Annotated in this window: 27 protein-coding genes, 2 tRNA genes and 1 other RNA gene; 10 read left to right on the top strand and 20 right to left on the bottom strand. The window is 71.1% G+C overall.

The window, feature by feature from the left end:
• Window positions 1-46: 46 nt before the first annotated feature.
• From ACK8GG_RS21100 to ffs, 5 genes are all read right to left on the bottom strand, one after another.
• On the bottom strand, window positions 47-1,708 hold the full coding sequence (locus tag ACK8GG_RS21100; protein ID WP_440357080.1) for an ABC transporter substrate-binding protein: 1,662 nt from the start codon (window positions 1,706-1,708) through the stop codon (window positions 47-49).
• A gap of 198 nt (window positions 1,709-1,906) precedes the next feature.
• The gene (recR, locus tag ACK8GG_RS21095) at window positions 1,907-2,500 is read right to left on the bottom strand and encodes a recombination mediator RecR (RefSeq protein ID WP_440349259.1); all 594 of its coding nucleotides are present in this window, start codon (window positions 2,498-2,500) and stop codon (window positions 1,907-1,909) included.
• 10 nt (window positions 2,501-2,510) lie between these two features.
• Window positions 2,511-2,819: a YbaB/EbfC family nucleoid-associated protein gene (locus tag ACK8GG_RS21090; RefSeq protein ID WP_440349789.1), complete on the bottom strand. Its 309-nt coding sequence runs from the start codon at window positions 2,817-2,819 to the stop codon at window positions 2,511-2,513.
• Between the two features lie 88 nt (window positions 2,820-2,907).
• A complete protein-coding gene (locus ACK8GG_RS21085; protein WP_440357079.1) occupies window positions 2,908-5,349 on the bottom strand; it encodes a DNA polymerase III subunit gamma and tau in 2,442 nt (813 codons plus the stop codon).
• Window positions 5,350-5,473: 124 nt separating this feature from the next.
• Window positions 5,474-5,564: signal recognition particle sRNA small type (ffs, locus tag ACK8GG_RS21080), an RNA gene on the bottom strand.
• Window positions 5,565-5,645: 81 nt separating this feature from the next.
• Between ffs and ACK8GG_RS21075 the strand changes: the two genes are divergently transcribed.
• Window positions 5,646-5,730, top strand: a tRNA-Ser gene (locus ACK8GG_RS21075).
• Window positions 5,731-5,847: 117 nt separating this feature from the next.
• On the opposite strand, the gene ACK8GG_RS21070 is transcribed toward ACK8GG_RS21075, so the two are convergent.
• The 5 genes from ACK8GG_RS21070 to ACK8GG_RS21050 are packed head-to-tail and all read right to left on the bottom strand — an operon-like array spanning window position 5,848 to window position 9,621.
• Window positions 5,848-6,465: a DUF6518 family protein gene (locus ACK8GG_RS21070; protein ID WP_440357078.1), complete on the bottom strand. Its 618-nt coding sequence runs from the start codon at window positions 6,463-6,465 to the stop codon at window positions 5,848-5,850.
• Window positions 6,466-6,494: 29 nt separating this feature from the next.
• The gene (locus tag ACK8GG_RS21065) at window positions 6,495-7,157 is read right to left on the bottom strand and encodes a hypothetical protein (RefSeq protein ID WP_440357077.1); all 663 of its coding nucleotides are present in this window, start codon (window positions 7,155-7,157) and stop codon (window positions 6,495-6,497) included.
• Between the two features lie 20 nt (window positions 7,158-7,177).
• A complete protein-coding gene (locus ACK8GG_RS21060; protein WP_440349255.1) occupies window positions 7,178-7,762 on the bottom strand; it encodes a TetR/AcrR family transcriptional regulator in 585 nt (194 codons plus the stop codon).
• A 27-nt stretch (window positions 7,763-7,789) separates the two neighbouring features.
• Window positions 7,790-8,491, bottom strand: a complete 702-nt coding sequence (locus tag ACK8GG_RS21055; RefSeq protein ID WP_440352291.1) for an ABC transporter ATP-binding protein — start codon at window positions 8,489-8,491, stop codon at window positions 7,790-7,792.
• The gene (locus ACK8GG_RS21050) at window positions 8,488-9,621 is read right to left on the bottom strand and encodes an ABC transporter permease (protein ID WP_440357076.1); all 1,134 of its coding nucleotides are present in this window, start codon (window positions 9,619-9,621) and stop codon (window positions 8,488-8,490) included. The genes ACK8GG_RS21055 and ACK8GG_RS21050 overlap by 4 nt, the downstream gene beginning before the upstream one ends.
• 178 nt (window positions 9,622-9,799) lie before the next feature.
• On the opposite strand from ACK8GG_RS21050, the gene ACK8GG_RS21045 reads away from it, so the two are divergent.
• Entirely contained in the window at window positions 9,800-10,099 is a 300-nt protein-coding gene (locus ACK8GG_RS21045) for an antibiotic biosynthesis monooxygenase (RefSeq protein ID WP_440357094.1), read from the top strand.
• A gap of 16 nt (window positions 10,100-10,115) precedes the next feature.
• Here ACK8GG_RS21045 and ACK8GG_RS21040 read toward each other — a convergent pair whose 3' ends face one another.
• The gene (locus ACK8GG_RS21040) at window positions 10,116-10,667 is read right to left on the bottom strand and encodes an NUDIX hydrolase (RefSeq protein WP_440357075.1); all 552 of its coding nucleotides are present in this window, start codon (window positions 10,665-10,667) and stop codon (window positions 10,116-10,118) included.
• Window positions 10,668-10,780: 113 nt separating this feature from the next.
• On the opposite strand from ACK8GG_RS21040, the gene ACK8GG_RS21035 reads away from it, so the two are divergent.
• The gene (locus tag ACK8GG_RS21035; RefSeq protein WP_440357074.1) at window positions 10,781-11,500 is read left to right on the top strand and encodes an alpha/beta hydrolase family protein; all 720 of its coding nucleotides are present in this window, start codon (window positions 10,781-10,783) and stop codon (window positions 11,498-11,500) included.
• Window positions 11,501-11,559: 59 nt separating this feature from the next.
• Here the strand turns inward: ACK8GG_RS21035 and ACK8GG_RS21030 are convergent.
• A tRNA-Ser gene (locus ACK8GG_RS21030) sits at window positions 11,560-11,646 on the bottom strand.
• 75 nt (window positions 11,647-11,721) lie between these two features.
• Here ACK8GG_RS21030 and deoD point away from each other — a divergent pair.
• From deoD to ACK8GG_RS21015, 3 genes are all read left to right on the top strand, one after another.
• A complete protein-coding gene (gene deoD, locus ACK8GG_RS21025; RefSeq protein WP_440349245.1) occupies window positions 11,722-12,429 on the top strand; it encodes a purine-nucleoside phosphorylase in 708 nt (235 codons plus the stop codon).
• Between the two features lie 189 nt (window positions 12,430-12,618).
• Window positions 12,619-13,248 carry a TetR/AcrR family transcriptional regulator gene (locus tag ACK8GG_RS21020; RefSeq protein WP_440357073.1) on the top strand — a complete coding sequence of 210 codons (630 nt, stop codon included), beginning with the start codon at window positions 12,619-12,621 and terminating at the stop codon, window positions 13,246-13,248.
• Window positions 13,248-13,715 carry an acyl-CoA thioesterase gene (locus ACK8GG_RS21015; RefSeq protein WP_440352283.1) on the top strand — a complete coding sequence of 156 codons (468 nt, stop codon included), beginning with the start codon at window positions 13,248-13,250 and terminating at the stop codon, window positions 13,713-13,715. The genes ACK8GG_RS21020 and ACK8GG_RS21015 overlap by 1 nt, the downstream gene beginning before the upstream one ends.
• A 13-nt stretch (window positions 13,716-13,728) precedes the next feature.
• Here ACK8GG_RS21015 and ACK8GG_RS21010 read toward each other — a convergent pair whose 3' ends face one another.
• From ACK8GG_RS21010 to ACK8GG_RS20995, 4 genes are all read right to left on the bottom strand, one after another.
• Window positions 13,729-14,217, bottom strand: a complete 489-nt coding sequence (locus tag ACK8GG_RS21010) for a nucleoside deaminase (protein ID WP_440353309.1) — start codon at window positions 14,215-14,217, stop codon at window positions 13,729-13,731.
• Window positions 14,218-14,333: 116 nt separating this feature from the next.
• Complete coding sequence (locus ACK8GG_RS21005; protein ID WP_440352282.1) at window positions 14,334-14,867, bottom strand: tRNA adenosine deaminase-associated protein; 534 nt, start codon at window positions 14,865-14,867, stop codon at window positions 14,334-14,336.
• A 170-nt stretch (window positions 14,868-15,037) separates the two neighbouring features.
• Window positions 15,038-15,202, bottom strand: a complete 165-nt coding sequence (locus tag ACK8GG_RS21000) for a hypothetical protein (protein WP_440349242.1) — start codon at window positions 15,200-15,202, stop codon at window positions 15,038-15,040.
• 82 nt (window positions 15,203-15,284) lie between these two features.
• The gene (locus ACK8GG_RS20995) at window positions 15,285-15,686 is read right to left on the bottom strand and encodes a hypothetical protein (protein ID WP_440352281.1); all 402 of its coding nucleotides are present in this window, start codon (window positions 15,684-15,686) and stop codon (window positions 15,285-15,287) included.
• Here ACK8GG_RS20995 and ACK8GG_RS20990 point away from each other — a divergent pair.
• The 3 genes from ACK8GG_RS20990 to ACK8GG_RS20980 are packed head-to-tail and all read left to right on the top strand — an operon-like array spanning window position 15,668 to window position 19,317.
• A complete protein-coding gene (locus ACK8GG_RS20990) occupies window positions 15,668-16,486 on the top strand; it encodes a M23 family metallopeptidase (protein ID WP_440357072.1) in 819 nt (272 codons plus the stop codon). The two genes, ACK8GG_RS20995 and ACK8GG_RS20990, sit on opposite strands and share 19 nt — an antisense overlap.
• 29 nt (window positions 16,487-16,515) lie before the next feature.
• Window positions 16,516-17,586: a PHP domain-containing protein gene (locus ACK8GG_RS20985; RefSeq protein WP_440352279.1), complete on the top strand. Its 1,071-nt coding sequence runs from the start codon at window positions 16,516-16,518 to the stop codon at window positions 17,584-17,586.
• A 60-nt stretch (window positions 17,587-17,646) separates the two neighbouring features.
• Window positions 17,647-19,317 carry a DUF885 domain-containing protein gene (locus tag ACK8GG_RS20980; protein WP_440349238.1) on the top strand — a complete coding sequence of 557 codons (1,671 nt, stop codon included), beginning with the start codon at window positions 17,647-17,649 and terminating at the stop codon, window positions 19,315-19,317.
• A 118-nt stretch (window positions 19,318-19,435) separates the two neighbouring features.
• On the opposite strand, the gene ACK8GG_RS20975 is transcribed toward ACK8GG_RS20980, so the two are convergent.
• Together ACK8GG_RS20975 and ACK8GG_RS20970 are read right to left on the bottom strand one after the other, a co-directional pair.
• Window positions 19,436-20,989: a DUF6114 domain-containing protein gene (locus ACK8GG_RS20975; protein ID WP_440357093.1), complete on the bottom strand. Its 1,554-nt coding sequence runs from the start codon at window positions 20,987-20,989 to the stop codon at window positions 19,436-19,438.
• Window positions 20,990-21,096: 107 nt separating this feature from the next.
• The gene (locus tag ACK8GG_RS20970) at window positions 21,097-21,660 is read right to left on the bottom strand and encodes a DUF6230 family protein (protein WP_440349784.1); all 564 of its coding nucleotides are present in this window, start codon (window positions 21,658-21,660) and stop codon (window positions 21,097-21,099) included.
• Window positions 21,661-22,237: 577 nt separating this feature from the next.
• Here ACK8GG_RS20970 and ACK8GG_RS20965 point away from each other — a divergent pair.
• Window positions 22,238-24,094 carry a VanW family protein gene (locus ACK8GG_RS20965; RefSeq protein ID WP_440357071.1) on the top strand — a complete coding sequence of 619 codons (1,857 nt, stop codon included), beginning with the start codon at window positions 22,238-22,240 and terminating at the stop codon, window positions 24,092-24,094.
• Between the two features lie 104 nt (window positions 24,095-24,198).
• On the opposite strand, the gene ACK8GG_RS20960 is transcribed toward ACK8GG_RS20965, so the two are convergent.
• A complete protein-coding gene (locus tag ACK8GG_RS20960; protein WP_440352277.1) occupies window positions 24,199-24,888 on the bottom strand; it encodes an NADPH-dependent F420 reductase in 690 nt (229 codons plus the stop codon).
• A 33-nt stretch (window positions 24,889-24,921) separates the two neighbouring features.
• The gene (locus ACK8GG_RS20955; protein ID WP_440349235.1) at window positions 24,922-25,227 is read right to left on the bottom strand and encodes a metal-sensitive transcriptional regulator; all 306 of its coding nucleotides are present in this window, start codon (window positions 25,225-25,227) and stop codon (window positions 24,922-24,924) included.
• Window positions 25,228-25,449: the final 222 nt, after the last annotated feature.

Here is a 25,449-nt window from a genome sequence, read left to right as displayed (position 1 = left end):
GGGCGGGCGCCCGGGGTGGGGCGCCCGCCCGCGTTCTGCTGTCAGATCAGGACTTGAACTCGGCGGTGAAGAAGCGCTCGTCGGTGAGCGGGCTGGCCGTCACCCCGATCACGTCCTTGCCGAGCACGATCGCCGGCGGGGAGTGCGAGATCGGCACACCCGGCAGGAACTCCATGATCTTCTTGTTCAGTTCCTTGTAGATCTCGGCCCGCTCGGCCATGTCCGGCGTGGTGTCGGCCTTGGCGAAGAGGTCGAAGAGCTCCTTGTTGTTGTAGCCCCACTCGTCCTTCGGCCGGTCGAAGAAGGTGCCGATGAAGTTGTAGGCGTCGCCGTAGTCACCGGTCCAGCCGAGGAAGTGCAGGTCGTGCTCGCTGCCGGAGGTGGTGGCGTTGAGGTAGTCCGGGCTCCACTTGAGCGGGATCGCCTCGACCTTGATGCCGACCGCCTGCAGGTCCGCCGAGAGGAGCTCGAAGAGGTCCTTCGGGCTCGGCATGTACGGGCGGGTCACCTCGGTGGGGTAGTGGAAGCGCAGCGTCAGGTCGGTGGCACCGGCCTCGGCGAGGAGCTTCTTGGCCTTGTCGACGTCGTACTCGTACGTCGGGACCGAGTCACTCCAGCCCTCCACGGTGTCCGGGATGAACTGGGTGGCGACCTTCGCGCCCGGGGGCAGCTTCGAGTCGACCAGGGCCGGACGGTTCAGGGCGTGCGCGATGGCCTGCCGGACCCGGACGTCGGCCAGCTTCGGGTTCCCCTTCTGGTTGATCGCCAGGTAGAGGACGTTGAAGGCCGGGCGGGTCAGGACGTTGAAGCCCTCCGCGGCGAGCGGCTCGACGTCGGCCGGGCCGACCAGGTCGTAGCCCTGGATGTCACCGGAGCGCAGCGCCTGCTTGCGGGCGTTCTCGTCCGAGATGGTCTTGAAGATCAGCGTCTTCAGCTTGGCCTTGTCGCCCCAGTAGTCATCGTTGCGCTCGATGGTGAGGCTCTTGTTCGAGATGTCCCAGGTCTTGAACTTGAACGGGCCGGTGCCGGTGGGGTGCTCCATCGCGTACGAGGGGTACTTGATGTCGGTGGCGGTGCCGGCGACGGTGCTGGCGTCGTACTGCTCGAGCGCCTTCGGGCTGTGCATGGAGAACGCCGGCAGCAGCAGCGCCGACGGGACCTTGCTGGAGACCCGGTTGAACGCGAGGTCGACGGTCAGCTCGTCCTTGGCGGTGCAGGACTTGAAGAGGCTCTCGCCCAGCTCCGGGTCCTCGTTCTTGGCGAAGCCACCCATGATGTCCTGCCAGTACGGGGTGACATCCGGGCTCTGCATCAGACCGGTGGAGTTGTACCAGCGGTTGAAGTTGACGCAAACCGACTCGGCGTTGAACGCCTCGCCGTCGTGGAACTTCACTCCACTGCGGAGCTTGAAGGTCCAGGTGGTGCCGGCGGCGTCGGGCTCCCAGCTCTCGGCCAGGCCGGGGACAATCTTGGTGCCCCCCTCCTCGGCGCGCACCAGGGTCTCGAAGATCTGCCGGGAGACACGGAACGACTCACCGTCACTGGCGAAGGTCGGGTCGAGGACCTTCGGGTCACCGGCGACGCCGAAGACCAGGGTGTCCTTGTTGTTTCCGGAGCTGCCGTCGCGGCCGCTCTCGGCACAGCCGGCGGCCGCAAGCGCCGCGACCGCCACGGCCGCGATGGCGACCTTGGGCCTGGATGCACGCATCGTGCTTCACCTCGTCCTAGGGGATACGGACAGCGGTGACGGAGGTCACCGATTGCGGTGACCTTAGCGGGCGCGCATCGATGCCGGAACACGTGTCGATCCGGTTGGTATCGGATCGTGTCATTACAGTGCCCTGTCGTCTGATCGACGACGCTGTAACGCCACTGTGTACCCCCGGCCGACCGGCCGGGGCGCGGATCAGACGGCCCGGCGGCCCTCGAAGGCCCGGCCGAGGGTGATCTCGTCGGCGTACTCGAGGTCCCCGCCGACGGGCAGCCCGCTGGCGAGCCGGGTCACCGAGATCCCCATCGGCTTGATCATCAGCGCGAGGTACGTGGCGGTCGCCTCGCCCTCGGTGTTCGGGTCGGTCGCCAGGATCAGCTCCTTGACCGTGCCGGCGGCGAGCCGGCCGAGCAGTTCGCGGATGCGCAGGTTGTCGGGGCCGATCCCCTCCAGCGGGTTGATCGCCCCGCCGAGCACGTGGTAGCGACCGCGGAACTCACCGGTCCGCTCGATCGCCACCACGTCCTTGGACTCCTCCACCACGCAGAGCACCTCGTCGGTACGGCGTGGGTCGCGGCAGATCCGGCACTGCTCGGCTTCGGCCACGTTGAAGCAGGTGGTGCAGAACCGGACCTGTTCCTTGACCTTGCGCAGCGCGCCGGCGAGCCGGGCCACGTCGGCGGTGTCGGCCGAGAGGATGTGGAACGCGATCCGCTGGGCGCTCTTCGGGCCGACGCCCGGCAGGCGTCCCAGCTCGTCGATCAGGTCCTGGATGGCACCTTCGTACATGTCCGGCGGCTCAGAATCCGGGCAGGCCGAGGCCGCCCATGCCGCCGGTGACCGGGCCCATCTTCTGCTCGGTCAGCACCCGCGCGGCCTCGTTGGCGTTGCGGATGGCGGCGACGACGAGGTCCTCGAGGGTCTCGACGTCGTCGGCGTCGACCACCTTCGGGTCGATCTTGATGCTCTTGAGCTCGCCGGTGCCGGAGACCGTGGCGGTGACCAGCTCACCGCCGGCCGTGCCGGTGACCTCGGCGGCGGCGAGTTCCTCCTGCGCCGCGGCGATCTGCTGCTGCATCTTCTGCGCCTGCTTCAGCATCTGCTGCATGTTCGGCTGTCCACCTGGGCGCACGGGATGGCTCCTTCTCGTACTCGCTGTTCGGCCGTGCCCAGCCTAGTCGCTCGGGCCGGTGCCGCTATCGGACGTCGATCTCGTCGATCTTCTCGGCGCCGAGCCCGGCACTGAGCAGACGCAACGCCTGCTCCTCGCTGGACTGGCGGGCGGTCCCCTCGTCGACGGCCATGTCGAGCGGCTCGTCGCCGGGGTCGAAGCCCTCGTACGCGGCGACCGGCGCCTTCGACGGGCCGTCGTACTCCGGGTCGTAGGGGGGTTCACCGGCCCAGTCGGCGTCGGCGGTCTTCACCGCGGTGCGCGTTCCCCGGCCGGCGGCGGCCGCGCGGGCCGCGGCGAGCCCGCCGCCGACCGCCCGGGTGGCGGCCGGGGCCGTGGCCGTACCCGGCTGGGCCGGGACCGCCGGACGGGCCGCGGGCTCGGTCGCGTTCCGGGCCGGGGTGGCAGCCGGGGTCGCGGGCCGGGGTGCGGTGGTGGTGGCGGTGGTGGTGGTCGCCGGTGCCCCGCCGAGCTGGGCGGTCTCCGGCCAGTCCTCGCCGCCGTCCGGCGTCGCCGTCGCGGAGGCGTTCGCGGCGCCACCCGGGCGGGCCGCTTCGGGCCAGTCGTCGTCGGCCGGCGACGGTGCCACGGGCCGCGCGACGCCACCGGAGTGCGGCGGCGACGCGGACGGCGCAGTCGGCACCTGGGCAGGCTGCGGTGCGGCCGGCGGTGGCGTGGCGGCGGCCGGGGATGGCGCCGCCGGCGGCGTGGTGCCCGGCTGCGGGTCGGTACGGGGCGGCTGCGGCGGGCCGGAGCGTGCCACGCCACCGCGTTCACCGGCGACCTCGCAGCGGATCTCCCAGCGCCCGCCGAACTCCTCGTAGAGCGCGGCGGTCATCACCTCGGCGTGCGTGGCCATCATCCTGACCAGCGCGGGCGACTTGACGGTCACCACGAGAGTGTTGCCGTCGAGGTCGCGCACGACTGCGTCGCGCATCAGGGCGGCGGCGCGCTTGTTGGTGCGGTTGACCATGGCGATCACGTCGGGCCAGACCCGGCGTACGGCGGCGGCGTCGAGCCTTCCGGTGGCGGCGGCGCCGGGTCGCGGCGGCGGCGGGGTGGCCGGGTCGGGCATCACCGCTTCCGGCGGGACCGCCGGGCGGATCGGCTGAGCCGACGACGCCACCGGCGCGGCCGACCCGTTCGTCTCGGCCGGCCCAGCCGACGCGGCGGGGCCGGTCGGTGCGGCGGGGCCGGTCGGTGCGGCCGGAGTCGGGGACACGGACGGCTGCGGGTTGGCGGGCACCGGCGGGGAGACCGGCCGGACCTCGGGGGCCGCGGTGGCGGACGCCGGGACGGAGAGCTCCACGCCGCCGACGGTGAGCCGCCGCTCCATCCGCTCCAGGCGCTGCAGCAGGCCGGCCTCGGAGGCACCGGGGAGCAGCATCCGGGCGGTGATCAGCTCCAGCAGCAACCGGGGGGCGGTGGTGCCGCGCATCTCGACCAGGCCCTCGTGCACGATGTCGGCGCAGCGCGACAGGGTCGCCGGGCCGAGCCGCTGGGCCTGGGCGGCCATCCGTTCGATCTGGTCGGCCGGGCCGTCGATCAGCCCCTTGGCGGCGGCGTCGGGGACCTGCTGCAGGACGATCAGGTCACGGAGCCGTTCGAGCAGGTCGGAGGCGAAGCGGCGGGCGTCGTGCCCGGCCTCGGCGACCCGGTTGACGGTGCTGTAGGCGGCGGCGCCGTCACCGGCGGCGAGCGCGTCGCACATCTCGTCGATCAGCGCCGCGTCGGTGACGCCGAGCAGCGCGGCGGCGCGGGCGTAGGTGACGCCCTCCGGGCCGGCGCCGGCCATGAGCTGGTCGAGCACGGAGAGGCTGTCCCGGGCGCTGCCGCCGCCGGCCCGCACCACCAGCGGGAAGACCGCCGGTTCGACCTTGACCCCTTCGGCCTCGCAGAGCTGCTCCAGGTACGGCCGCAGCACGCTCGGCGGGATCAGCCGGAACGGGTAGTGGTGGGTTCGCGACTTGATCGTGCCGAGGACCTTCTCCGGCTCGGTGGTGGCGAAGATGAACTTGACGTACTCCGGCGGCTCCTCGACGAGCTTGAGCAGCGCGTTGAAGCCGGCCGACGAGACCATGTGCGCCTCGTCGATGACATAGATCTTGAAGCGGCTCTGCACGGGGGCGAAGACGGCCTTTTCGCGCAGCTCACGGGCGTCGTCGACGCCGCCGTGGCTGGCCGCGTCGATCTCCATCACGTCGATCGAGCCGCCGTCGGTGACCAGCGCCCGGCAGGAGTCACAGGTGCCGCAGGGTTCCGGGGTGGGGCCCTGCTCGCAGTTGAGGGAGCGGGCCAGGATCCGGGCGCTGGAGGTCTTGCCGCAGCCGCGCGGACCGGAGAAGAGGTACGCGTGGTTGAGCCGCCCGCTGCGCAGCGCCTGCGACAGCGGCTCGGTGACGTGGTCCTGGCCGATGATCTCGGCGAACGTCCTCGGCCGGTACTTGCGGTAGAGCGCGAGTGCCACCCGCTCCGCCTCCTCTCGACCGGGCCATTCTCCGCCGGTCTGCCCCGGGCGACCAGTCGCCCTGTGGACGGTAGCCACCGGGTGGGACGTTTGTCTCGGGGGTCCGACCACAGGCCGGATACAGAAAGGCCCCTCGTGCACCCGCCAGAGCCCGCTTATCCTTGCTGCCTTCCGGCCCTGGGGAGGTTCACGAGATACACGCCGCACGAGGGGTACCGACAGTCTACCCCCAGCTCTGGTCGATCTTCAGGGGTGGGGGGGTGATCGATGCGGCGGGGACCTGTATTCTGGCTCGCGGAGGATTCGCCTAGTGGCCTAGGGCGCACGCTTGGAAAGCGTGTTGGGTTTACACCCTCACGAGTTCGAATCTCGTATCCTCCGCTCTCTGAGCAGCGTAGGGCCGGTCCCATCGGGACCGGCCCTACGTCGTTTCCCTGGTCGCTGCGTTTCCCTGGTCGCCGCGCTTCCCTGTCGCTGTCGTCCGGCGTAACGCGGGCGCTAGCGGCCGCCGGCCAGCGCGAATGCGACGAAGATGAGCGCGGCCAGGGGCAGGGCCGCAGCAAGTGCAAGCACTCGCTGTCGAGCCGTCCGCCCGATCAGCACGACGACCAGGACGCCGAGCACGACGTCGATGGCGACGTTCCACAGGACTTCCGAACCGTCGTTGGGACCCGCGGCCTTGCGGACGAACCCTGCCGCTTCCGCGAAGAACACCGCAGCCGGGAGCGCCGTCCCGACGATCTGTCGCCGGCCCGTCTCCCGTGCCCAGGTGCCGCCGATGCCGAAGACCACCCCGGCGAGTACGCCGAAGCCCATCCAGACCAGCGACGCCGGTGCCCAGATCGTGGCGAGATCGTCGCCCTGGAGGAGCATTGCCGCCAGGTAGTAGCTCGGCACGGCCACGACGAGCAGGACGGTGGCGCCCAGCGCCGCGCGCACCTGACCCGACCGGACCCAGTACCCGAAGGCGAAGGCGGCGACCGCCCACGTGGCGATGGAGTTGCCGAGTTCGGCGAAGGGGTACGGCACCGACGTGATCCACACGAAGTCGAGGAATCCGAGCAGGAAACCTCCCACCACGGCGGCGAGCGCCACTATCCGATGATCAGGTCCCATGAAGATCATCATATGAGCGCCGGGACTGCTCAGAGACGCAGCGGGTTCTCCGACATGGTGCGCAGCTGCCGGGCGATCGTCTGCACGTCGGCGTCGCCGTCCGTACGGCCGGTTGTCATCGCGTCGGCGAGCGCCCGCAGCTCCGCCGGGGGCAGGGGCGCCAGGTTGGGGCTGTGCAGCGGCAGGGTGATCCGCCGGCCCGTACCGGGGTCCCGGGCGACCAGGGTGGGGAGCGAGCGGGTGGCGGGGCCGGGCGGGGTCATCGCGCCGACGGTGACCTCGGCCCGGGAGAGGTCCACGGTGCGGGTGCGGAAAGCGCCGCGGACGCCGAGCGTGTTCCCCTGCAGCCAGGCGCCGGCGCGCAGCGCCCGCAGCGTCAGATAGAGGCCGAGCAGCGCGAACGGCAGGCCGAGCAGCCCGATGAACCGGGCCGGACCGAGACCGCCGAGGTCCGACCAGCTGCCCTGCGCCAGGCACTCCTGCAACTCGGGCGGGAGTGAACCGGGCGGGATGTCGCCGGAGATCGTGCACTCGTTCTCTTCGCCGATGACCCGGAGCAGGTAGCCGTCGGCGATCAGCGGCAGCAGCACGACCGACATGCCGACCGCGACGAAGAAGAGCCCGATGCCCGTCTGGACGGCGCGTTGTGCGGACGTTCCGGCCACTGACAGAAGCCGCCGTTCGTTGATCACGAAATCAGCCTACGCCGAGGTCAGGACGGAGCGGCGAGCAGGAACGGGGCGAGGAGTTCGCGTACCCGCTGCTCGGTGGCGGCGGGGTCGGCACCTTCCTCGATCATGCGGGCGGCGTGGTAGACGACGGCGCTGACGAGGCCGGCGGTGGCGGCCGGATCGGGGAGTTCCAGCGCGGTCAGCGCCGCGATCAGCGGGGCGCGCATCCCCTCGTGCATCTCGTGGCTGCTGCTGTGCAGCTCCTCGCCGGGGACGTGCTGGGCGAGCGCGGTGGCGACGGCGTGTTCGCCCTCGCTGACCAGTTGCAGGTTGGCGCCGACGTACGCCAGCACCTTCTCGCCGGGGGTGCCGGCCGCGGCCATCGCCTCGGCGACCCGGCGCGACCAGCGGGGCAGCACTTCACGGACGAGCGCGACGAGCAGGTCGTGCTGGGAGCGGAAGTACTCGTACACCGAGGAGCGGGCCAGGCCGGCGCGGGCCGCGACGGCGGCGAGCGAGGGCGCCTGGCCGGGGTCCTCGGCGAGAAGTGCCTGGGCGGCGTCGAGGAGGGCCCGGTGCCGTTCGGCGCGGTGCTGCGCCACGGTGGGTGCGGTGATCCGCGGCATGGCGGACCCTCCTCTCTCGCTACCGGCTCACTTGGCCGGTGACAGCTGCCCGTCAATCATCTCCATGACCCGGTCGCAGTGCTCGATCACGTCATGGTCGTGGGTGACCATGACGGTAGCGACCTGCCACTGCTTGGTCTCCTGGGCCAGCAGCTGCACGACCTCATGGCTGCGGGCGCGGTCCAGGGCCGCGGTCGGCTCATCGACCAGCAGCAGTGACGGGCGGCCGACCAGGGCGCGGGCGATGCCGACGCGCTGGCGTTCGCCACCGGAGAGCTGGTGCGGGCGGCGGTCGGCCTTGTGTGCCATGCCGACCTCGGCGAGCAGTTCCTTCGGGTCGCGCTTCTCGGTCCGCTTCTTGCTGATGTTGGAGACCAGCCGGAGCTGGTCGACCGCGGTCAGCGACGGCAGCAGGTTGCCGCTCTGGAAGACGAAACCGATGTGGTCGCGCCGGTGCTGCGCCCGCTGTTTGGCGCTGAGCCGTCCGATGTCCCGGCCGTCGATGGTGACGATCCCCTCGTCGGGGGTGGTCAGCGCGCCGGCCACGGCGAGCAGGCTCGACTTGCCGGCGCCGGACGGGCCGACCACTGCCACCAGCTCACCCGGGCGCACGATCAGGTCGACGTTGTCCAGGGCGGTGACGGTGTTATCGCCGTCGCCCAGGCGCAGGGTCACACCCTGCAGAGCGAGGCCGGTACGTACCTCGGTGTCGGTCGCGGTGGTGCTCATCGCTGTCCTCCCAGGGCGGCGAGCGGGTCGATGGCGGCGACGCGCACGATTGCCGCGGCGGCGCCGATCAGGCCGAGCAGGGCCAGCAGCGAGGTGGCGACGGCGATCGCGGGTGCTTCCAGCGCGAACGGCATCGCCGAGCCGCTGATCAGCGCGCCCAGGCCGACGCCGACGGCGAGACCGAGGCCGATGGAGGCCGCCAGGATCACCACGGCCTGGATCAGACCGTCGCGCAGCAGGTACGGCTTGGAGGCACCCATGGCCCGCAGCACGGCCAGCTCGTGCTTGCGGTTGATCGTCCAGACGGTGAAGAAGGCACCGACGACGAGCGCGGAGATGACGTAGAGGAAGTACTGGATCATCGACAGGGTCAGCGTCTCTTCGCTGTAGCCGGGCGAGGCGTCGTAGGAGGCTTCGCGCGTGACGGTCTCGGTGCCGGCGGCGGCGTCCCCGGCGGCGAGGTCGATGTCGTCGTTCGCCTTGATGGCGACCGCGGTGGCGCTCTGGGACTCGGTTTCGCGCAGCTCCTCTCCCGGGCCGGCGCCGGCGCGCAGCCGCTGCCAGGCGTCGAGCGACACGTACGCGACGTCCACGTGACCGAAGGTGTGCTGTTCGTCGAGGACGCCGACGACGGTGAACTCGGTGCCGAGCTGCTCGATGGTCACGACGTCACCGACCTGCAGGCCCGGGTCGGCGTCGATGAGGGTCTGCGAGACCACGATCCCGTCCGGGTTGCCGGCCAGCCCGTCGCCCTCGACCGGGGTGGGCGCCAGGAAGCCGTCCGGCCGTACGCCGAACATCGCCAGGTCCACCGGGACGTCCCGGTTGCTGCGGGCGTTGACGAGGGTGTTGCCGAACGGCTCGGCGGCTTCCACACCGGGCTGCGCGGCCCAGGTGCTCACCTGTTCGTCGGTGACGACGCTGCGGGAGAAGGCGGAGCTCATCTCGGTACCCTCGTCGAACGCGAAGTGGGTGACCTCGATCTTCTGCAGGCCGGAGACGCCGTCGCGGACAAGCCCCGACGACAGACCTGAGAGCAGCACCACAAGAATCGCGATGAGAGCGACCACGCTACCCATCAGCGCGAATCGCGAGCGCGCGAAACGTAGTTCGCGCAACGCCAGAAACATCCGTCCTCCTCGACGAGCATCGGTTATGTCCTACAGCCCGTCGTAAACGATACCGACACCCTGTCGGCAAAACCGCCGCGGGCGGGAGTCGCCGGCCCTCGCGGCGGGTGTCACTGGTCACAGCCACCGGGAACGGCAGAGCCGGCAGCCGACGGGGGTTAGTGTCCGGGGAGTGACGATGGTGATCGAACTGGCCCGTTTCCAGATCCACGACGACGCCGAGAAGAAGTTGCTCGCCGAACGTCCCGCGATGATCGAGGCGCTCCGGCGACGCTTCCCGGCCTGCCTGGCGGCGTACCTGACCCGCGAGGAGGACGGCAGCTGGCTGGACGTCCTCGTCTGGCGCAGCCGGGAAGAAGCCGAGGCGGCCGCCCTGGCGATCAACACGGTGCCGGAGTGCGCCGAGTGGTTCCGGCACATCTCCGCCTCCGGCGGCCTGCGCCACGTCGAGGTCCTGCACAGCTGGCCCGCCGCCTGACAGCGGGGCGGGGCGACTAGCCCAGCTTGGCCAGGAACCGCCCGAGGTGCGGGTCGAAGCGCCCCGGATCGGTCGCCGCCACCTCGGCCCGCGACCACCAGCGCGCACCCCGGAACTCGTTCTCGTCCAGGGTCAGCGCCGTGCCCGCCGCCAGCGGCAGCACAAACCAGAGGCTGACATCGGTGTGCCCGGCGCCGATGCCGACGGTCTCGGTGATCGTCAGGAAAGCCGGTACGCCCACCAGGCCGTCGCCGTCGACGCCCAGCTCTTCCCGCACCTCGCGCCGGGCGGTGTCGGCCGGGTGCTCATCCGGCTCGACGTGCCCGCCGGGCGGCAGCCACAGCCCGGCGTTGACGTGGTCGACCAGGAGCACCGCGCCGTCGGCCGGATCGACCGGAACCACGTACGACACCAGGTGCCGCGGTGGGGTCGCGGGTTTGACCCGGCGGAAGACGTCATCCGTGCGCTCAAGCCACCCCAGCGCCTCCGCCCGGTGGACGGCTTCGAGGTCGTCGGCAGGGACGAGCCGGGAGACGAGGTCATGGACGGCGGCGACGGATGAACGCATGCCCGGCATCCTCGCACCATAGACCGAGAACGTTCATACAGATGTTCTATCCACAGGGTGTGGACAGCCCCTGTGGGCTCGCGAGGGTTGCCTGCGATCGGTACGGTCGGGCAATGACAACCCCCGATTTCACGAAGCCCTTCGTCCTGCCGGTGCCGGCGGCGACGGTGGAGCGGATCGGCAGCGTCGACCTCTATCTACCGGTCGCCACCGGCCCCGCCCCGGCGATCGTCTTCGTGCACGGCGGCCCTCTGCCGGCCGCCCTGACGCCCCGCCCTCGCGACTGGCCCGTCTTCCAGGGGTACGCGGCGCTCGCCGCCGACCAGGGCGCCTTCGGGGTGACCCTCGACCACGGCTTCCACGAGCCGCACGACCTGGCCGTGGGGGCAGCCGACATCGGCGCCGCCGTGGAACTGGTCCGCGCCGACCCGCGCGTCGACCCCGACCGGATCGCACTCTGGTTCTTCTCCGGCGGCGGCCTGCTCGCCGGCGACTGGCTCCGCAACCCGCCGTCCTGGCTGCGCTGCGTCGGCCTGACGTACCCGCTCCTCGGTGAGCTGCCAGACTGGCCGCTGGAGGAGCGCTGGCGCGCCGACCTGGCCGTCGCCGAATCCGGGCGGCTGCCGATCGTGCTGACCCGGGTCGGCCGGGAAGCCCCGCAGATCGCGGTCACCGTCGCGGCTTTCACCGACGCCGCCGAAGCTGCCGGCACCAACCTGGAGATCGTCGACGTGCCGAACGGCCGGCACTCCTTCGACCAGCTCGACCACACCGACGAGTCCCGCACGGCGGTCCAGCAGACGATGACCCTGGTGATCAACGCCCTGGCCTGACCGCGCCCCAAAGCGAAACGCCCGGCCGATCCAGGGGATCTGCCGGGCGTTCTCACGAGCGGTGGCGGAGGGATTTGAACCCTCGGAGGGCGTAAACCCTCACACGCTTTCGAGGCGTGCTCCTTAGGCCGCTCGGACACGCCACCGCCGAGAAGGGTACCCGATGCCCGGCAGCGACGTCGCGGGGGTATCACCGCCGTCGACCTGGCAGGATCGGGGGCATGAGTACGCACATCGGCGCGAAGCCGGGCGAGATCGCCGAACGGGTCCTGATGCCGGGTGACCCCCTGCGGGCCAAGTGGATCGCGGAGACCTTCCTCGAGGGCGCAACCTGCTACTCCGAGGTCCGCGGCATGTACGGCTTCACCGGCAAGTGGAACGGCGTTGACGTCTCCGTCCAGGGCTCCGGCATGGGGATGCCCTCGGCCTCCATCTACACCCATGAACTGATCACCGAGTACGGCGTGAAGAGCCTGATCCGGGTCGGCACCTGTGGCGCCCTGTCGGAGGATCTGAAGCTGCGTGACGTGATCGCCGCCAGCGGCTCGTCGACCGACTCGGCGATGAACCGGATGCGCTTCGACGGCCTGATCGACTACGCCCCGGTGGCGGACTTCAGCCTGCTCCGTACGGCCGTCGACGCCGCCGCCCGGCACGGCATCCAGATGAAGGTCGGCCCGGTCTTCGCCGCGGACGCCTTCTACACCGACCGCCCGGACCTGTCGGACCTGCTCGCCGACTACGGCGTGCTCGCCGTGGAGATGGAGTCGGCGGCGCTGTACACGATCGCGGCCCGCTACAAGGCCCGCGCGCTGACGGTGCTGACGGTCTCCGACCACATCAAGACCGGCGAGAAGACCAGCGCCCAGGAGCGCCAGGAGACCTTCAGCGAGATGATCAAGGTCGCCCTGGACACCATCATCGCCTGACCTGCCACAAGCACAGCTCGACCGGGAACGCCGGCCGCCCACGGGGGCGGCCGGCGTTCGCCGTATCCGGTGCCGCCCAAAGGCACCCCTGATCGAGTGTGCGGCAGCAGCGGCGCTCGCGGTCGCCTCACCGAGAGCCCAGGCAAATAAATACGACCGGTCAGTCGCTTTGTTTGCTACGCTCCCGGCATGACGATCGACGGACGGATGGCCCGCGGCGAGCGCACGCGCGCCGCCGTCCTCGACGCCGCCATGGCACTGGCCACCTCCGCCGGCCTGGACGGGCTCTCCCTCACCCAGCTCGCCGGCACCCTCCAGGTCAGCAAATCCGGCCTCTTCGCGCACTGGCGCTCCAAGGAGGAGCTCCAGCTCGCCACCATCGACCACGCCGCCGCCAAATGGTCCGAGCAGGTCATCGGCCGCGCCCGGCAGGCCCCCCGCGGCGTACGACGGCTCTGGGCCCTGCACGAGGCGCGCCTTGACTACTACGCCACCGCCGAGCTGCCCGGGGTCTGCTTCTTCGGCAAGACCCGGCTGGAGTTCAACGCCCGCCCCGGCCCGGTCCAGGACCGCCTCACCGCGCACTCCCTCGCCTGGCTCGCGCTGATCGAACGCTTCGCCGCCGAGGCCGTCGCCGCCGGCGAGCTGCGCGCCGACGCCGATCCGCGCCAGCTCGCGTACGAGATCGAGGCGCTCGGGCTGGTCGCCGTACTGAAAGACCCGCCTTCGGCCCCCGAGGCGTACGTCCGGTCCCGGCGCGCGGTGCTCGACCGGCTGCGCGGCCTCAGCACCGATCCGACCCTGCTTCCGGAGGACTGATGAGCACCCTCACCGAACCCGCCCTCGACCTGCCCGCCGTCGGCCACGGCCACGTCGAAGCGGTCGTCGTGCACTTCGACGACCTCGACCCGATGGGCATCATGCACAACGCCCGGTACGCCCTGCTCCTCGAACGGGGCCTCTCCCGCTACTGGGCGGCCCGCGGCCACTCGTTCGTCGGCGGGCGCCCCACCTCCGCGGACATGGTCCACGCGGTACGCGAGTTCGCCATCACCTACCACCGGCCGGTCACCGGCACCGGCCCGATCGCCCTGCACTTCTGGATCGACCGGCTCGGCAGCAGCAGCGCCACGTACGGCTTCCGCTTCCTCTCCCTCGACGGCGAGACGGTCTACGCGGACGGGCGGCGGGTGCACGTGCGTTTCGACCTGGCGACCGGACGCCCGACGCCGTGGAGCGACGAGGCCCGCGTGATCGCCACCGCCCTGCTCGCCCCGCAGGCCTGACGCGGCCGGCAGGTCAGCGGAAGAAGGCGCGCAGCACCGCGGCGCTCTCGGTGGCGAGCACCCCGCCGTACACCTCGGGCCGGTGGTTGAGGCGGCGGTCGCGTACGACGTCCCAGAGCGACCCGACGGCGCCGGTCTTCGGTTCCCAGGCGCCGAAGACGACCGTGCCGATCCGGGCGAGCACCAGCGCCCCCGCGCACATCGTGCACGGCTCCAGGGTCACCACCAGGGTGCAGTCCTCCAGCCGCCACTCACCACGCCGTTGAGCGGCCCGGCGCAGCGCCAGCACCTCGGCGTGCGCGGTCGGGTCCCCGGTCAGCTCCCGCTCGTTGCGGCCGGTTGCCAGCTCCACGCCGTTCGGGTCGTAGACCACCGCCCCGACCGGGATGTCCGCGCCCTCAGGGCCGGCGAAGGACCCGGCGGCCGGATCGGCGACGGCAGCGGAGTCCCGCTCGGCGGGCAACTCCGGGCCGGTGACGGCGATCTGGAGGGCGCGCCGCATCCAGAGCTCGTGGCGCTGCCGGCGGCCCAGTGGTCCGGGCTCGGCCAGCTCGGCGTGGGCACCGGCCGACTCCGGCCAGGGCGCCGGTCCGGCCAGACGGCCCTCGGTCGGCTCGGTCACACCCCGCGCAGCTCCTCGACCTCGTCGCCACAGCCGATGATCTCGCAGAGTTCGGCGGTGACGTCGCTGGGCAGCAGCCCGTCGTGGGCGCAGAGCTCCAGCAGCCGGGCCGCGGAGATCCCCAGGTCGGCCAGGAGGTCCGAGTCGCCCACCGGGTCCGCGTCCGGGTCGGCGGCCGGGGTCTCATCCTCGTCGTCACCGTCACCGGAGCGGCGGGCCGCCGGGCTCTCCTCGTCGTCCAGCTCGGTCGGGGCCGGCTTGAGGTCACCGACCAGCACCTGACCCAGCCGCGACTCCTCGGCATAGGCCGAGTCGGAGCCGAAGACCCGCAGGTCACCGCTCTCGTCCAACCGCATGATCACCAGGTACGCGTCGTCGGCCTCGACGAAGAGCAGCGACGTCTGTGCGTCCGGCTCCAGGTCACCCAGGCGTTCGGCGACGTCGTCGAGCTCGACCACACCTGTCAGGTCCAGCTCGGCGGCCGTCCAACCGGACGCCTCCCGTGCCACGGCCGCAGCGAAGTAGGACACTCTTCCCCCCATTACCCGCGGCACCTGCGCCGCACGCTCCGCCCGATTGCTACGCGTGACGGTACCGGCTGCCCAGGCAGCCGTTCAGGCAACGCCCCGAAGGCGCAAGGGAATCGCCGGGAAGTAGGAGCCGAAGCGGTGACGGCTCAGCAGGGCGATGCGGTGGCGGGTCAACCGGCGATGCGGCGGCGGGTCGCGATGAGCTGACGCAGCTGTTCGGTACGCAACCGGCGTGGCCGCTGCTCACAGAGCGCCTTCGTGCCGGCGAGCTGAGCGAGAAGCTGAATGCGGCGACGGCTGCGGTCGGGGTCGAGCCGCTGCGCTGTCCAAGCCATGACGCGAGCGTGCCGACTTAACGGACGTTCGTCAAGCAACGATTCGCTGCGCAGCCAGGACGGCACAGACCGTCATTCACGTTCACCACATCGGCCATTCACCGCTGACCGACCAGACGAAGACAACAAGCCCAACGGCCACGCTCCAGGCGCCCGCCGTGGCGATGGCGACCCCCACCGCGACCCCCCGGTCGCCCCGCCACACCAGCAGCAGCGCGGCGAGCCAGGCAACGACCGCCGCGCCCGTGCTCCACCAGGCGTAGCCGCTCAGGTCCCCGCCGACGAGAGCGAAGAGCAGCATCCACAGGGCGGCGCCCCCGGCGCCGGCCGCGACCGCTCCGGCGCGTACCGGATGGGCTTCGCGGTAAACCGGGTGCCGCACCGCCCGCGGCGCGGGGAAGAGCCCCGAGGGCGGCCGCCCGGCGGGCGGGAAGTGCGGGCCGGGCCAGGGCGGACCCGGCGGGTATGCGGGGGGTTGCGCCATGGCCGCAGCGTACCGCCGGTGCCCGCGCCGGCACCGGCGAAGCGCGCCCTGAGCACGGCCGCCCCACCGTCGTCTGTCAATATGACCCGATGCCACTGGGACAAACAGGACGGTATCCGCTGCTCGCCGGGCTGCTCGTCGTCGTCCTGGCAGCCGGGTGCGCCGAGAGCCGGGACGTCGGTGGCGCGTGGGAACCGGCCCCCGGCGCCACACCCGGCAGCCCGGGCACACCGTCGGCGCCGACGGCCGGACCCACGACGGCACCGGCGGAGCCGACCCCGGCCCGCGGGCCGGCGCGCTTCGCCTTCCCGGTCCAGGGCAACGCCTCCTACCAGCCGGTGCACTCCTACCCGGCGACCGACATCTTCGCCGACTGCGGCGCACCGGTGCTCGCGATGGTCGACGGGACCGTCCACGAGGTCAGCCGGGTCGACAACTTCGACCCGGACGAACCGCGCGGCCCGAACAACGGCGGCAAGTTCGTCTCCATCCTCGGCGACGACGGAGTGCGCTACTACGGCTCCCACCTCACCGAGGTGGCCCGCGGCGTCGAGCCCGGCGCCCGGGTCGAGGCCGGCCGGCAGATCGGCACGGTCGGCAGGACCGGCAACGCCAACGACGTCTGTCACCTGCACTTCGGCATCTCCCCGGTCTGCGCCGGCAAGGACGGATGGTGGATCCGGCGCGGGGTTGTCTGGCCGGCGCCGTACCTCGACTCGTGGCGCGACGGCGGGCAGAAGTCGGCCGCCAGGGAGGTCGCCGCCTGGCATCGGAAAAACGGCTGCCCGAAGGCGCCCTGAACACCGCGGCAACCAGTAGGTTCGATGGAATGGAAGCCCGGGACCCGATCGCCGACCTGCGCCGGATCGCCTTCCTGCTCGAGCGTGCCAACGAAGCCTCGTACCGGGTCAAGGCGTTCCGCTCGGCGGCCGCCACGCTCGCCGGCCTGTCCGGTGACGAGGTGGCGCAGCGGGCCGACGCCAGGACGCTGACCGAGCTGACCGGCGTCGGCGAGGTGACCGCGCGCTGCGTGACGGAATCGCTCGCCGGCGAGGAGCCGGTCTATCTGCGCCGGCTGCTCGCCACCGAGGGAGTGTCGCTGCCCGACGCCGCGGCGGCGCTGCGCGCGGCGCTGCGCGGCGACTGCCACGTCCACTCCGACTGGTCCGACGGCGGCTCACCCATCGAGGAGATGGCGCTGGCCGCGGTGGAGCTCGGCCACGAGTACATGGTGCTCACCGACCACTCCCCACGGCTGACCGTCGCCCGCGGCCTGACCGCGGCGCGGCTGCGCCGGCAGCTCGACCACGTGGCGGCCGTCAACGCCGCGCTACCCGCGGGTTTCCGCATCCTCACCGGCATCGAGGTCGACATCCTCGCCGACGGCCGCCTCGACCAGTCCGATGAGCTGCTGGCCCGCCTCGACGTGGTGGTCGGCTCCGTCCACAGCGGCCTCAACGACGACCGGGCCAAGATGACCCGGCGGATGGTTGCCGCCGTCGCCAACCCGCACCTGGACATCCTCGGCCACCCCACCGGGCGGATGGTCTCCTCCCGGCCGGCCGGCGTCACCGGCGCCGGACCCCGGCACCGGGCCCGCACCCGGCCGCCGAGCGACTTCGATGCCGAGGCGGTCTTCGCCGCCTGCGCCGAACACGACAAGGCCGTGGAGATCAATTCCCGGCCGGAGCGGCAGGACCCGCCGAAACGGATGATCCGCCTCGCGCTGGAAGCCGGCTGCCGGTTCGCCATCGACACCGACGCGCACGCCCCCGGCCAGCTCGACTGGCAGGTGTACGGCTGCGAGCGGGCCGCCCTCTGCGGCGTCACCGGCGAGGACGTCGTCAACACCTGGCCCGCCGACCGGCTACGGGACTGGGCCGCGGGCCACTCCCGGTGACCTGCCCACGGAGCGAAACGTGGTGGACTGGCTGCCGCACTGGTCACGTAGGGTCGACCCGTGGGACAAATCGATGACCTCGCCAACCGCTACGTCGCCGAGTGGACACCGCTGAACCCGGTCGGCGCGACGTACGCCGGCATCAGCGGCTGCGACGACCAGCTCGACGACCTCTCCGTCGCCGGTTTCGAAGCCCGCGCGGAGCTGACCCGCCGGACCCTGACCGAGCTGGACCTCACCGAGCCGGAGACCGAGGCGGAGCGCATCGCCAAGGAGTCGATGCAGGAGCGGCTCGGCCTGGAGCTGGCCCGCTACGACACCGGTGAGACGACCAGCGAGATCAGCGTGATCGTCAGCGGGCTGCACGACATGCGCCAGGTCTTCGACCTGATGCCGACCGAGGGCGAGGCGGCCCTCGCCAACATCTCCGCCCGCCTCAACCGCTTCGCCGGCGCCCTCGACGACTACCGCACCACCCTGGTCACCGCCGCCGACGCGGGCCACGTCAGCTCCCGGGCCCAGATGATCGAGGTCGCCAAGCAGTGCGACACCTGGACCGACCCCGCCGGTGACAACTTCTTCCACGGCCTCGTCGACCGGCTCGGCGCCACCGGGACGCTCGGCGCCGACCTGCGCCGGGGAGCCGCCGCGGCCACCGCCGCCACGGCCACCTTCGGGCAGTTCCTCCGCGAGGAGCTCGCCCCACGCGGCCGGGAGAAGCAAGCCGCCGGGCGCGAGCGGTACGAGCTTGCCTCCCAGTACTTCCTCGGCGCCAAAATCGACCTGGACGAGACGTACGCGTGGGGGTTCGAGGAGCTGGCCCGGCTGGAGAGCGAGATGCGGGCGGTGGCGGCCCGGATCGTCGGCCCGGGCGCGAGCATCGACGACGCGGTCGCGGCGCTGGATGCCGACCCGGCGCGCACCATCGCCGGCAAGGAGGCGTTCCAGGACTGGATGCAGCAGCTCGCCGACCAGGCGATCGCCGACCTGAACGGCACCCACTTCGACATCCCGGAGCAGATTCAGCGCATCGAGTGCCGGCTGGCGCCGACCAGTGACGGCAGCATCTACTACACCGACCCGAGCGAGGACTTCTCCCGGCCGGGGCAGATGTGGTGGGCGGTGCCGCAGGGCATCACCGACTTCTCCACCTGGCGCGAGGTCACCACCGTCTACCACGAGGGCGTGCCGGGCCATCACCTTCAGGTCGGGCAGACCGCCGTCCGCGCCGAGCTGCTCAACCGCTGGCAGCGGCTGCTCTGCTGGTGTTCCGGGCACGGCGAGGGCTGGGCGCTCTACGCCGAGAATCTGATGGACGAGCTGGGTTACCTGGCCGATCCCGGCGACAAGCTCGGCATGCTCGACGGGCAGGCGCTGCGGGCGGCCCGGGTGATCGTCGACATCGGCATGCACCTGGAGCTGGAGATCCCCAAGGGCAACCCGTTCGGTTTCCACCCGGGTGAGCGCTGGACGCCGGAGCTGGGCTGGGAGTTCATGCGGGCGCACTGCCGGGTGCCGGACGAGAACCTGCGTTTCGAGCTGAACCGCTACCTGGGCTGGCCGGGGCAGGCGCCGTCGTACAAGGTCGGCGAACGGATCTGGCTGCAGGCCCGGGACGAGGCGCGGGCCCGAAAGGGCGCCGACTTCAACCTCAAGGAGTTCCACCGGCAGGCGCTGGACCTCGGCTCCCTGGGCCTGGATCCGCTGCGCAAGGCGCTGGCCCGGCTCTGACCCGCCGCCGGCGCCCCGACCGCGGCACCGCCGGCCACCCCCGGTACGACGAATCGCCCGCGCATCCCTCGGGAGGCGCGGGCGATTCGGTGACTGGCGCTGGTGCGACGGGGTCGGCTCAGGTGAGCTGAAGCTTCAGGCTCGGGTTGACGGTGAGCCGGTCACACTCGATGAAGGCGAGCTGGATCTTCACGTCGGTGAAGGTGATCTCGATCGGGATGGTGATCGGAATGCCGTCCGGGAAGGGCAGGTCCGGCTTCAGCGTCACCGGGATGCCGAGCAGTTTGCCGCTGAACTCGGCGGCGTAGAAGTTCACCCGGCCGTCGCCGACGCCCTCGACAGTAAGCGTGTCCGCGGTGTACGTGGTGCCGTTGGGTGCGATCTCCTGCAGTTTGAAGTTCTTGTTCACCGCTCGCTGCATGGTGAACTTCAGGACCTTGATGCTGCCGTCGACCGTCGGCAGGTCGACGATCCCCTCGAAGCGCAGCTTGCGCTGGGTGATGGAGGACGCGGTCAGCAGCGTCGGGTTCTTCGCCACCCGCGGCTGGCCCGGTTCAGCGGCAATCTCGGCCAGCAGCTTCCCCGGCTCGGCCTCTCCGGGCTTGCTCCGGCCGACCTTGCAGTCGTCGGGACCGGCCGAGGGCGTCGCCTCGGGCGCGGCCGGGGCCGGCGTGGCCCCGCTGGAGTCCGGCTTCGGGGTCGGCTTCGCGGTGGGGGTGGGTGTCGGGGTCGGGGTGGGAGACGGCGAGGACGACGGTGCGGCCTCCTCCTTCTCGTCCGGGGTGAAGATGTCGACGATTCCGCCGATGATGCGCCCGATGATGGTGCGCGGGGTGCGTTCCGGCTCCGGGGTCGGGTCGGCCTCCTCCGCCGCCTCGTCCCCGGCCGGGGACGGAAAGGCGCTGTCCTTCGGCGCCGGCTTCTCCGGCTTGTCCCCGGGCTTCTCCTCCGGCGCGGCGGGTGCTGCCGGCTCCGACGGCTTGGCGGTGGGGCAGGCGGCCGCCGGAGCGGGCGCGGCCTGCGCCGGGGCCGTGACCGGCAGCGCCAGCAGTGCGGTGGCGGCAAGACCGAGCACCAGTACGCCCGCGAGCATCCGCGGGTCGTGGGAGGCGTTCGCCGCCCGTACCGGCCGTTCGGCCGGCTCGTCGCGCGGCTGCGGCGCCGCCGTGATCCGGCCGGTCTCGTCCTCGCCCACGATCTCGGAGACGAGGGTGTCGTCCTCTGCCGTCGGTGCGGCGGCGTCCGGCTCGGCTTCCTCGTCGACGACCGGAATCTCGGCCACTCTCGGGGGCACCCAGGCAAAGCCGAGCGCACCGCCGACGAGACCGAGCAGCATTCCGATGAAGAATCCGCCGAGGTTCACGCCGATCAGGGAGAAGACGGCGGTCACCACTGCGACCACCGCGTAGAACATGCGCTGCTGCGGGGTGAACCACATCAGCATGCCGCAGGCGATGAGCACGGCGGGGATCAGCCAGGACAGGTATCCGGTGGGCCCCATCTGAAAGGTGAGGTCACCGAGGCTGGCCTGGGTGGTGAGAAAGATTTCCGCGCCGGCGATGGTTGTCAGCAGCCCGCCCCAGAAGGGCCTGCGCCGCCGCCAGCGCCGAAAGCCGCGCCACGCGCCGGTGAGCCCCCCGTCCCGGGCGTGCTGCGGATTGGCGGTTGTCACGTACTCCTCCTGGCGGGTCTCCGGAAGCACGGGAGAACGGTTCTCTCGCGCAACGGTGGGGGGAACCGGGGCCCTGGAAGGTCATTCCCGGGCCCCGGTTCAGCGTGCTAGAAGCACTCCTGGCCCGAGAAGTTCAGGCTCATGTTCAGGCCGGTCAGGGCGAAGGTGCCGGCGGTGGTGCTCCGGGCTACCTGCTTGAGGCCGACGATGTCGACTTTGTCGGAGTTCTGGCCGAACGAACCGGGGGCGGCGTGGCCGACACCGAAGCCGTCCGAGGGGGTCGAACTCGCGATGTCGGAGGCGTCGCGGCCGATGGCGATGTTGGTGAAGGTCGCGTCGCCCTGCAGCGAGTCCATCGCCAGCAGCAGGTCGGTCGCCTTCGCCGGGTTGCCGTCGCCGCCGGCCTTGATGGTCAGCACGATGTCGGAGTTGGGGACGCGGACCGACTGGCACAGGTTGTGCAGGTCGGCCTTCTTGATCCCGGAGATCGCGACCGGCGTGACCTTGCCGTTCTTGTCCTTGACCTGCCCGCCGTACTGGGTGAAGCCGGTGCCGTTCAGCTCACTGGCGGAGACCTTGAACGTCTGACCGGAGACACTGAACGACGCGGCGATCGCACCGTTCGCCATGCCGAAGACGACGGCGCCGGCGGCAGCGGCAGCAGGCACCATCAGCGCGGCGAAGCGACGCCAGCGGGTACCGCCGCGTACCACGCGCTCTTCAGAATCCTTCAACGGGGTCCTCCTCGATTTCCCGAGCACCCATCCGGCTCGGAGCGACAAGCTCCTGCGGCGGTCGTCGGCTGTGACGTAGGACGCAGGCAGCATCTGGATACTCCCGCGAAGCGACCCAGGTCACAAGCGGCAATGCTACCGACGGGTAACTGCAGCGTTACGAAAGCACAAGGAAAGTTACCCTCGGTTAACCTTCAGCCAGGCCCGGGAGCGCGTGGAACTCGTCAAAAAACCCGGCAGGTCTGCAAAACTTAACCGCAGGTAACCACGACCCGAATCATTACGTTTTGGTAACGGAAGATTACCCAGAGGTTTCGGCAGATCGACAACCGACGTTGCCCACCTCCGGACGGATGGCATCGAATCACCCGATCGACCGGAATCATGTGATCAACGGTTGGGCCGGGCGGTGTGCCCCTGCATCGACGGCCCCGTCATTGGCTACCGTAGGCGGTCACAGTCGTGCTGGTGCGGCCGGCGAAGGCGCCGATCCGCGCGATGTCCCCGAGCGAGGTTGCCTGTGAGTCTCCCCGGCGAAGAGCGGCCCGGCGCCGACGATCGTCCGACGGTGCAGATCACCGCTGTCACATGGCCCGTCGCCGCGCCCGGCGCCGAACCGCAGCCCGCACCCGGCACCGAATCGCAGCCGGCGGTGGCGTCCCCACCCGAACCACAGCCCGCCCGGCGGGGGCGGCGGCTCGCCGTGCTCGCCGCGGCCGTGACCACCGTCGTCGTTGCCGGGATCGCCGGCGCCGGCTCCTACGCCTACTCCGGCGACATTCCCCGCGGCACACAGGTGCTCGGCGTCGAGGTCGGCGGCAAGAGCCGCGCCGCGGCCGAAGCGGCCCTGCAAGGGGAACTGACCCGCCGGGCCCCGGAGCTCAATGCCCCGATCGACGTACGCATCGGCGAGGGCAACGTGACCGTCGCACCACAGGAGATCGGCCTGCACATCGACGTCGCCGCCACCGTCGACGAGGCCGCCGGCTCCGAGCCGTCCCTGCTGGGCCGGCTCTTCGGCTCCCACGAGGTGCCTCCCGTCGTACGCCTGGACACCGAGAAGCTCGACGCCCTGCTGCAGCCCGTGGCGCGCAAGCAGGGGCGGGCGATGACCCAGCCGGCCATTTCCTACCGCGGCACCACCGTCAAGGTTGTCCACCCCGAGCCGGGCCTGGTCCTCGACACCGCCACCACCGCCCAGAAGATCCAGGACTCCTGGCTGACGCGAGGGCCGGTGGAGGCGCCGTTGGTCGAGCAGTACCCGGAGATGAGCCGGGCCGAGGTCGACGAACTGGCCGAAGGACTGGCCCGTCCCGCCGTCGCCGCGCCGGTCACGGTCAAGACCGACGGCGGCAAGATCACCATCTCGCCGCGGGCGATCGCGGCGAGCCTGACCTTCACGCTTGACGACTCCCGCCGGCTGACCGGCCAGGTGGACGCCAAGCGCCTGCGGGACGCACTCGTCGACGAACTGCCCAAAGTAGAACGGGAGGCGAAGGACGCCACCGTCACCATCGCCGGCGGCAAACCGAAGGTGGTCCCGGACCGGGCCGGCCGGCGCCTCGACGTCAGCACCCTGGCCGGCGACCTGATCGCCGTACTGGCGCGCACCGACGACCGCACCGTGTCCGCCGGGTTCCGCCCGGTCCAGGCGAAGACCACCGCCAAGGACGTCGCGAAGCTCGGCATCCGGGAGAAGGTCGCCGGCTTCACCACCTACTTCACCGGTGGCATAGCGCTGCCGCGCAACCACAACATCGCCGTGGTCGCCGACACCGTGGACGGCGTCGTGATCAAACCCGGAGAGGTCTTCTCCCTCAACGGGTTCACCGGGGAGCGCGGCTACGCCCAGGGCTACAAGGACGCCCCGGTCATCCTCAACGGCAAGCTCGTCCCGGCGGTCGGCGGTGGCATTTCCCAGTTCACCACCACACTCTTCAACGCCATCTACTACGCCGGGCTCGAGGACGTCTTCCACCAGCCGCACTCCTACTGGTACAGCCGCTACCCGTCGGTGATCGAGTCGACCATCTTCTACCCGTCGCTGGACTTCAAGTTCCGCAACAACACCCCGAACGGCATCGTGCTGGACACCTCGTACAACGACAGCTCGATCACCGTCACGGTCTGGGGCACGAAGGTCTACGACAAGGTCACCACCGAGTGGGGCCCGAAACGCAACATCAGCAATCCCAGGACCGTGCACCTGGAGGACGGCCCGTCCTGCCTCGCGACGAACGGCACCCAGGGCTTCAGCCAGGATGCCTGGCGCATCTTCGTCCAGAACGGCAAGGAGGTGAAGCGGGAACGGTTCAGCTGGACCTACGACGCCGAGCCCCGCTACATCTGCCGTCCCAAGTCCAGGTCCTGAACCCCGCACAACCCGACAGGGGCCCACCGGACGCCACGTCCGAAGGGCCCCTGTCTCGTTCCCACCTGCGCACTGGCCACGACGGGCCATGGCGGCGCTGGCGCTCACGGCCGGGCGGCGCCCAGTCCCGCGAGTACGCCCGCGGCGTCCAGGTCGGTGCCGTAGACGGGGGTCTGCGGCTGCTGCCGCCAGCTCTCGTCGAGAGTGCCGGCCTCCACGGCGTCGAAGCCGAGCTGTTCCACCACGTCGCGTACGACACGGGTCGCCTCGGGATCGTCGCCGGCGACGGGCACGGCGATGCGCTGCGGGCTGCCGGCCGGGACGCCACCGTCGCGCAACTGCTCCGCCGCGATGGTGTTGAACGCCTTCACGACCCGCGCGCCAGGCAGATGGTCGGCGACCCAGCGGCTGGAGGTGATGCTGCGGTCGGCGACCTCCGGCAGGTCCCCGTCGCGTTCCGGGTAGTAGTTGTTGGCGTCGACCACGACGCGGCCCCCGAAGTCCGTCGCCGGCAGATCCGGTACGGCCCGCAGCGGCACCGCCAGCACAACCAGTTCGGCGTGGCGGACGGCGTCGGTCACGCCGGCCGGGGTCGCCCCGGTCCGCTCCGCCAGCTCGGTCAGGGTTGCCGGTCCACGCGAGTTCGCCACGGTCACCTCGTGTCCCAGCGCTGTCAGCCGCTGGGTGAGCGTCCCGCCGATGTTTCCCGCACCAATGACGCCAATCCTCATTGCATTCCTGCCCTTCCGGTTGAACGGATCTTGTAGGCAGGTACCCCGGGCACCGGGGGTCATGCGGATGATGTCGACCTTCGGCCGGTGCCAGGGTCAGCTGCGGCGCATGAGCCGCCCGACGGCGCCCATCATCTCGTCGGCCATCTCCTCGGCCCGGCCGGCCTCGGCGCCTTCGCGCATGCAGTGCCGGGCGTGTCCGTCGAGCAGTCCCAGCGCCACCTTGTCCAGGGCGGCCTGGATCGCCGAGATCTGGGTCAGTACGTCGATGCAGTAGCGGTCGTCGTCGACCATGCGTTCGACACCGCGGACCTGGCCCTCCACCCGGCGCAACCGCGCCAGCAGCTGGTCCTTGCTCGCGGTGTAGCCACGAACCGGAGGCGGGGTCGGAGAACTCGTCACGCCACCCAGCATACAACCCCTGGGGGGTATTCCCTGGATCGACGAATCCCGGGACGGGCTGTGCGGGTGTGTTCTGGGTGCCGGCGCAGCCGGTCCGGCTGTGTGGGTGTGTTCTGGGTCTGGAAATGATTGAAGCCCACCCCGTGTGGGGTGGGCTTCAATCAAATGGTTGTCCGGCGGCGTCCTACTCTCCCACACCCTCCCGGGTGCAGTACCATCGGC

The sequence above is a fragment of the Melissospora conviva genome (genome assembly GCF_049523535.1).
Classification (GTDB): domain Bacteria; phylum Actinomycetota; class Actinomycetes; order Mycobacteriales; family Micromonosporaceae; genus Melissospora; species Melissospora conviva.
The sequence above is the reverse complement of the archived record's forward strand: the minus strand, read 5'-3'. Positions and strand labels throughout refer to the sequence as shown.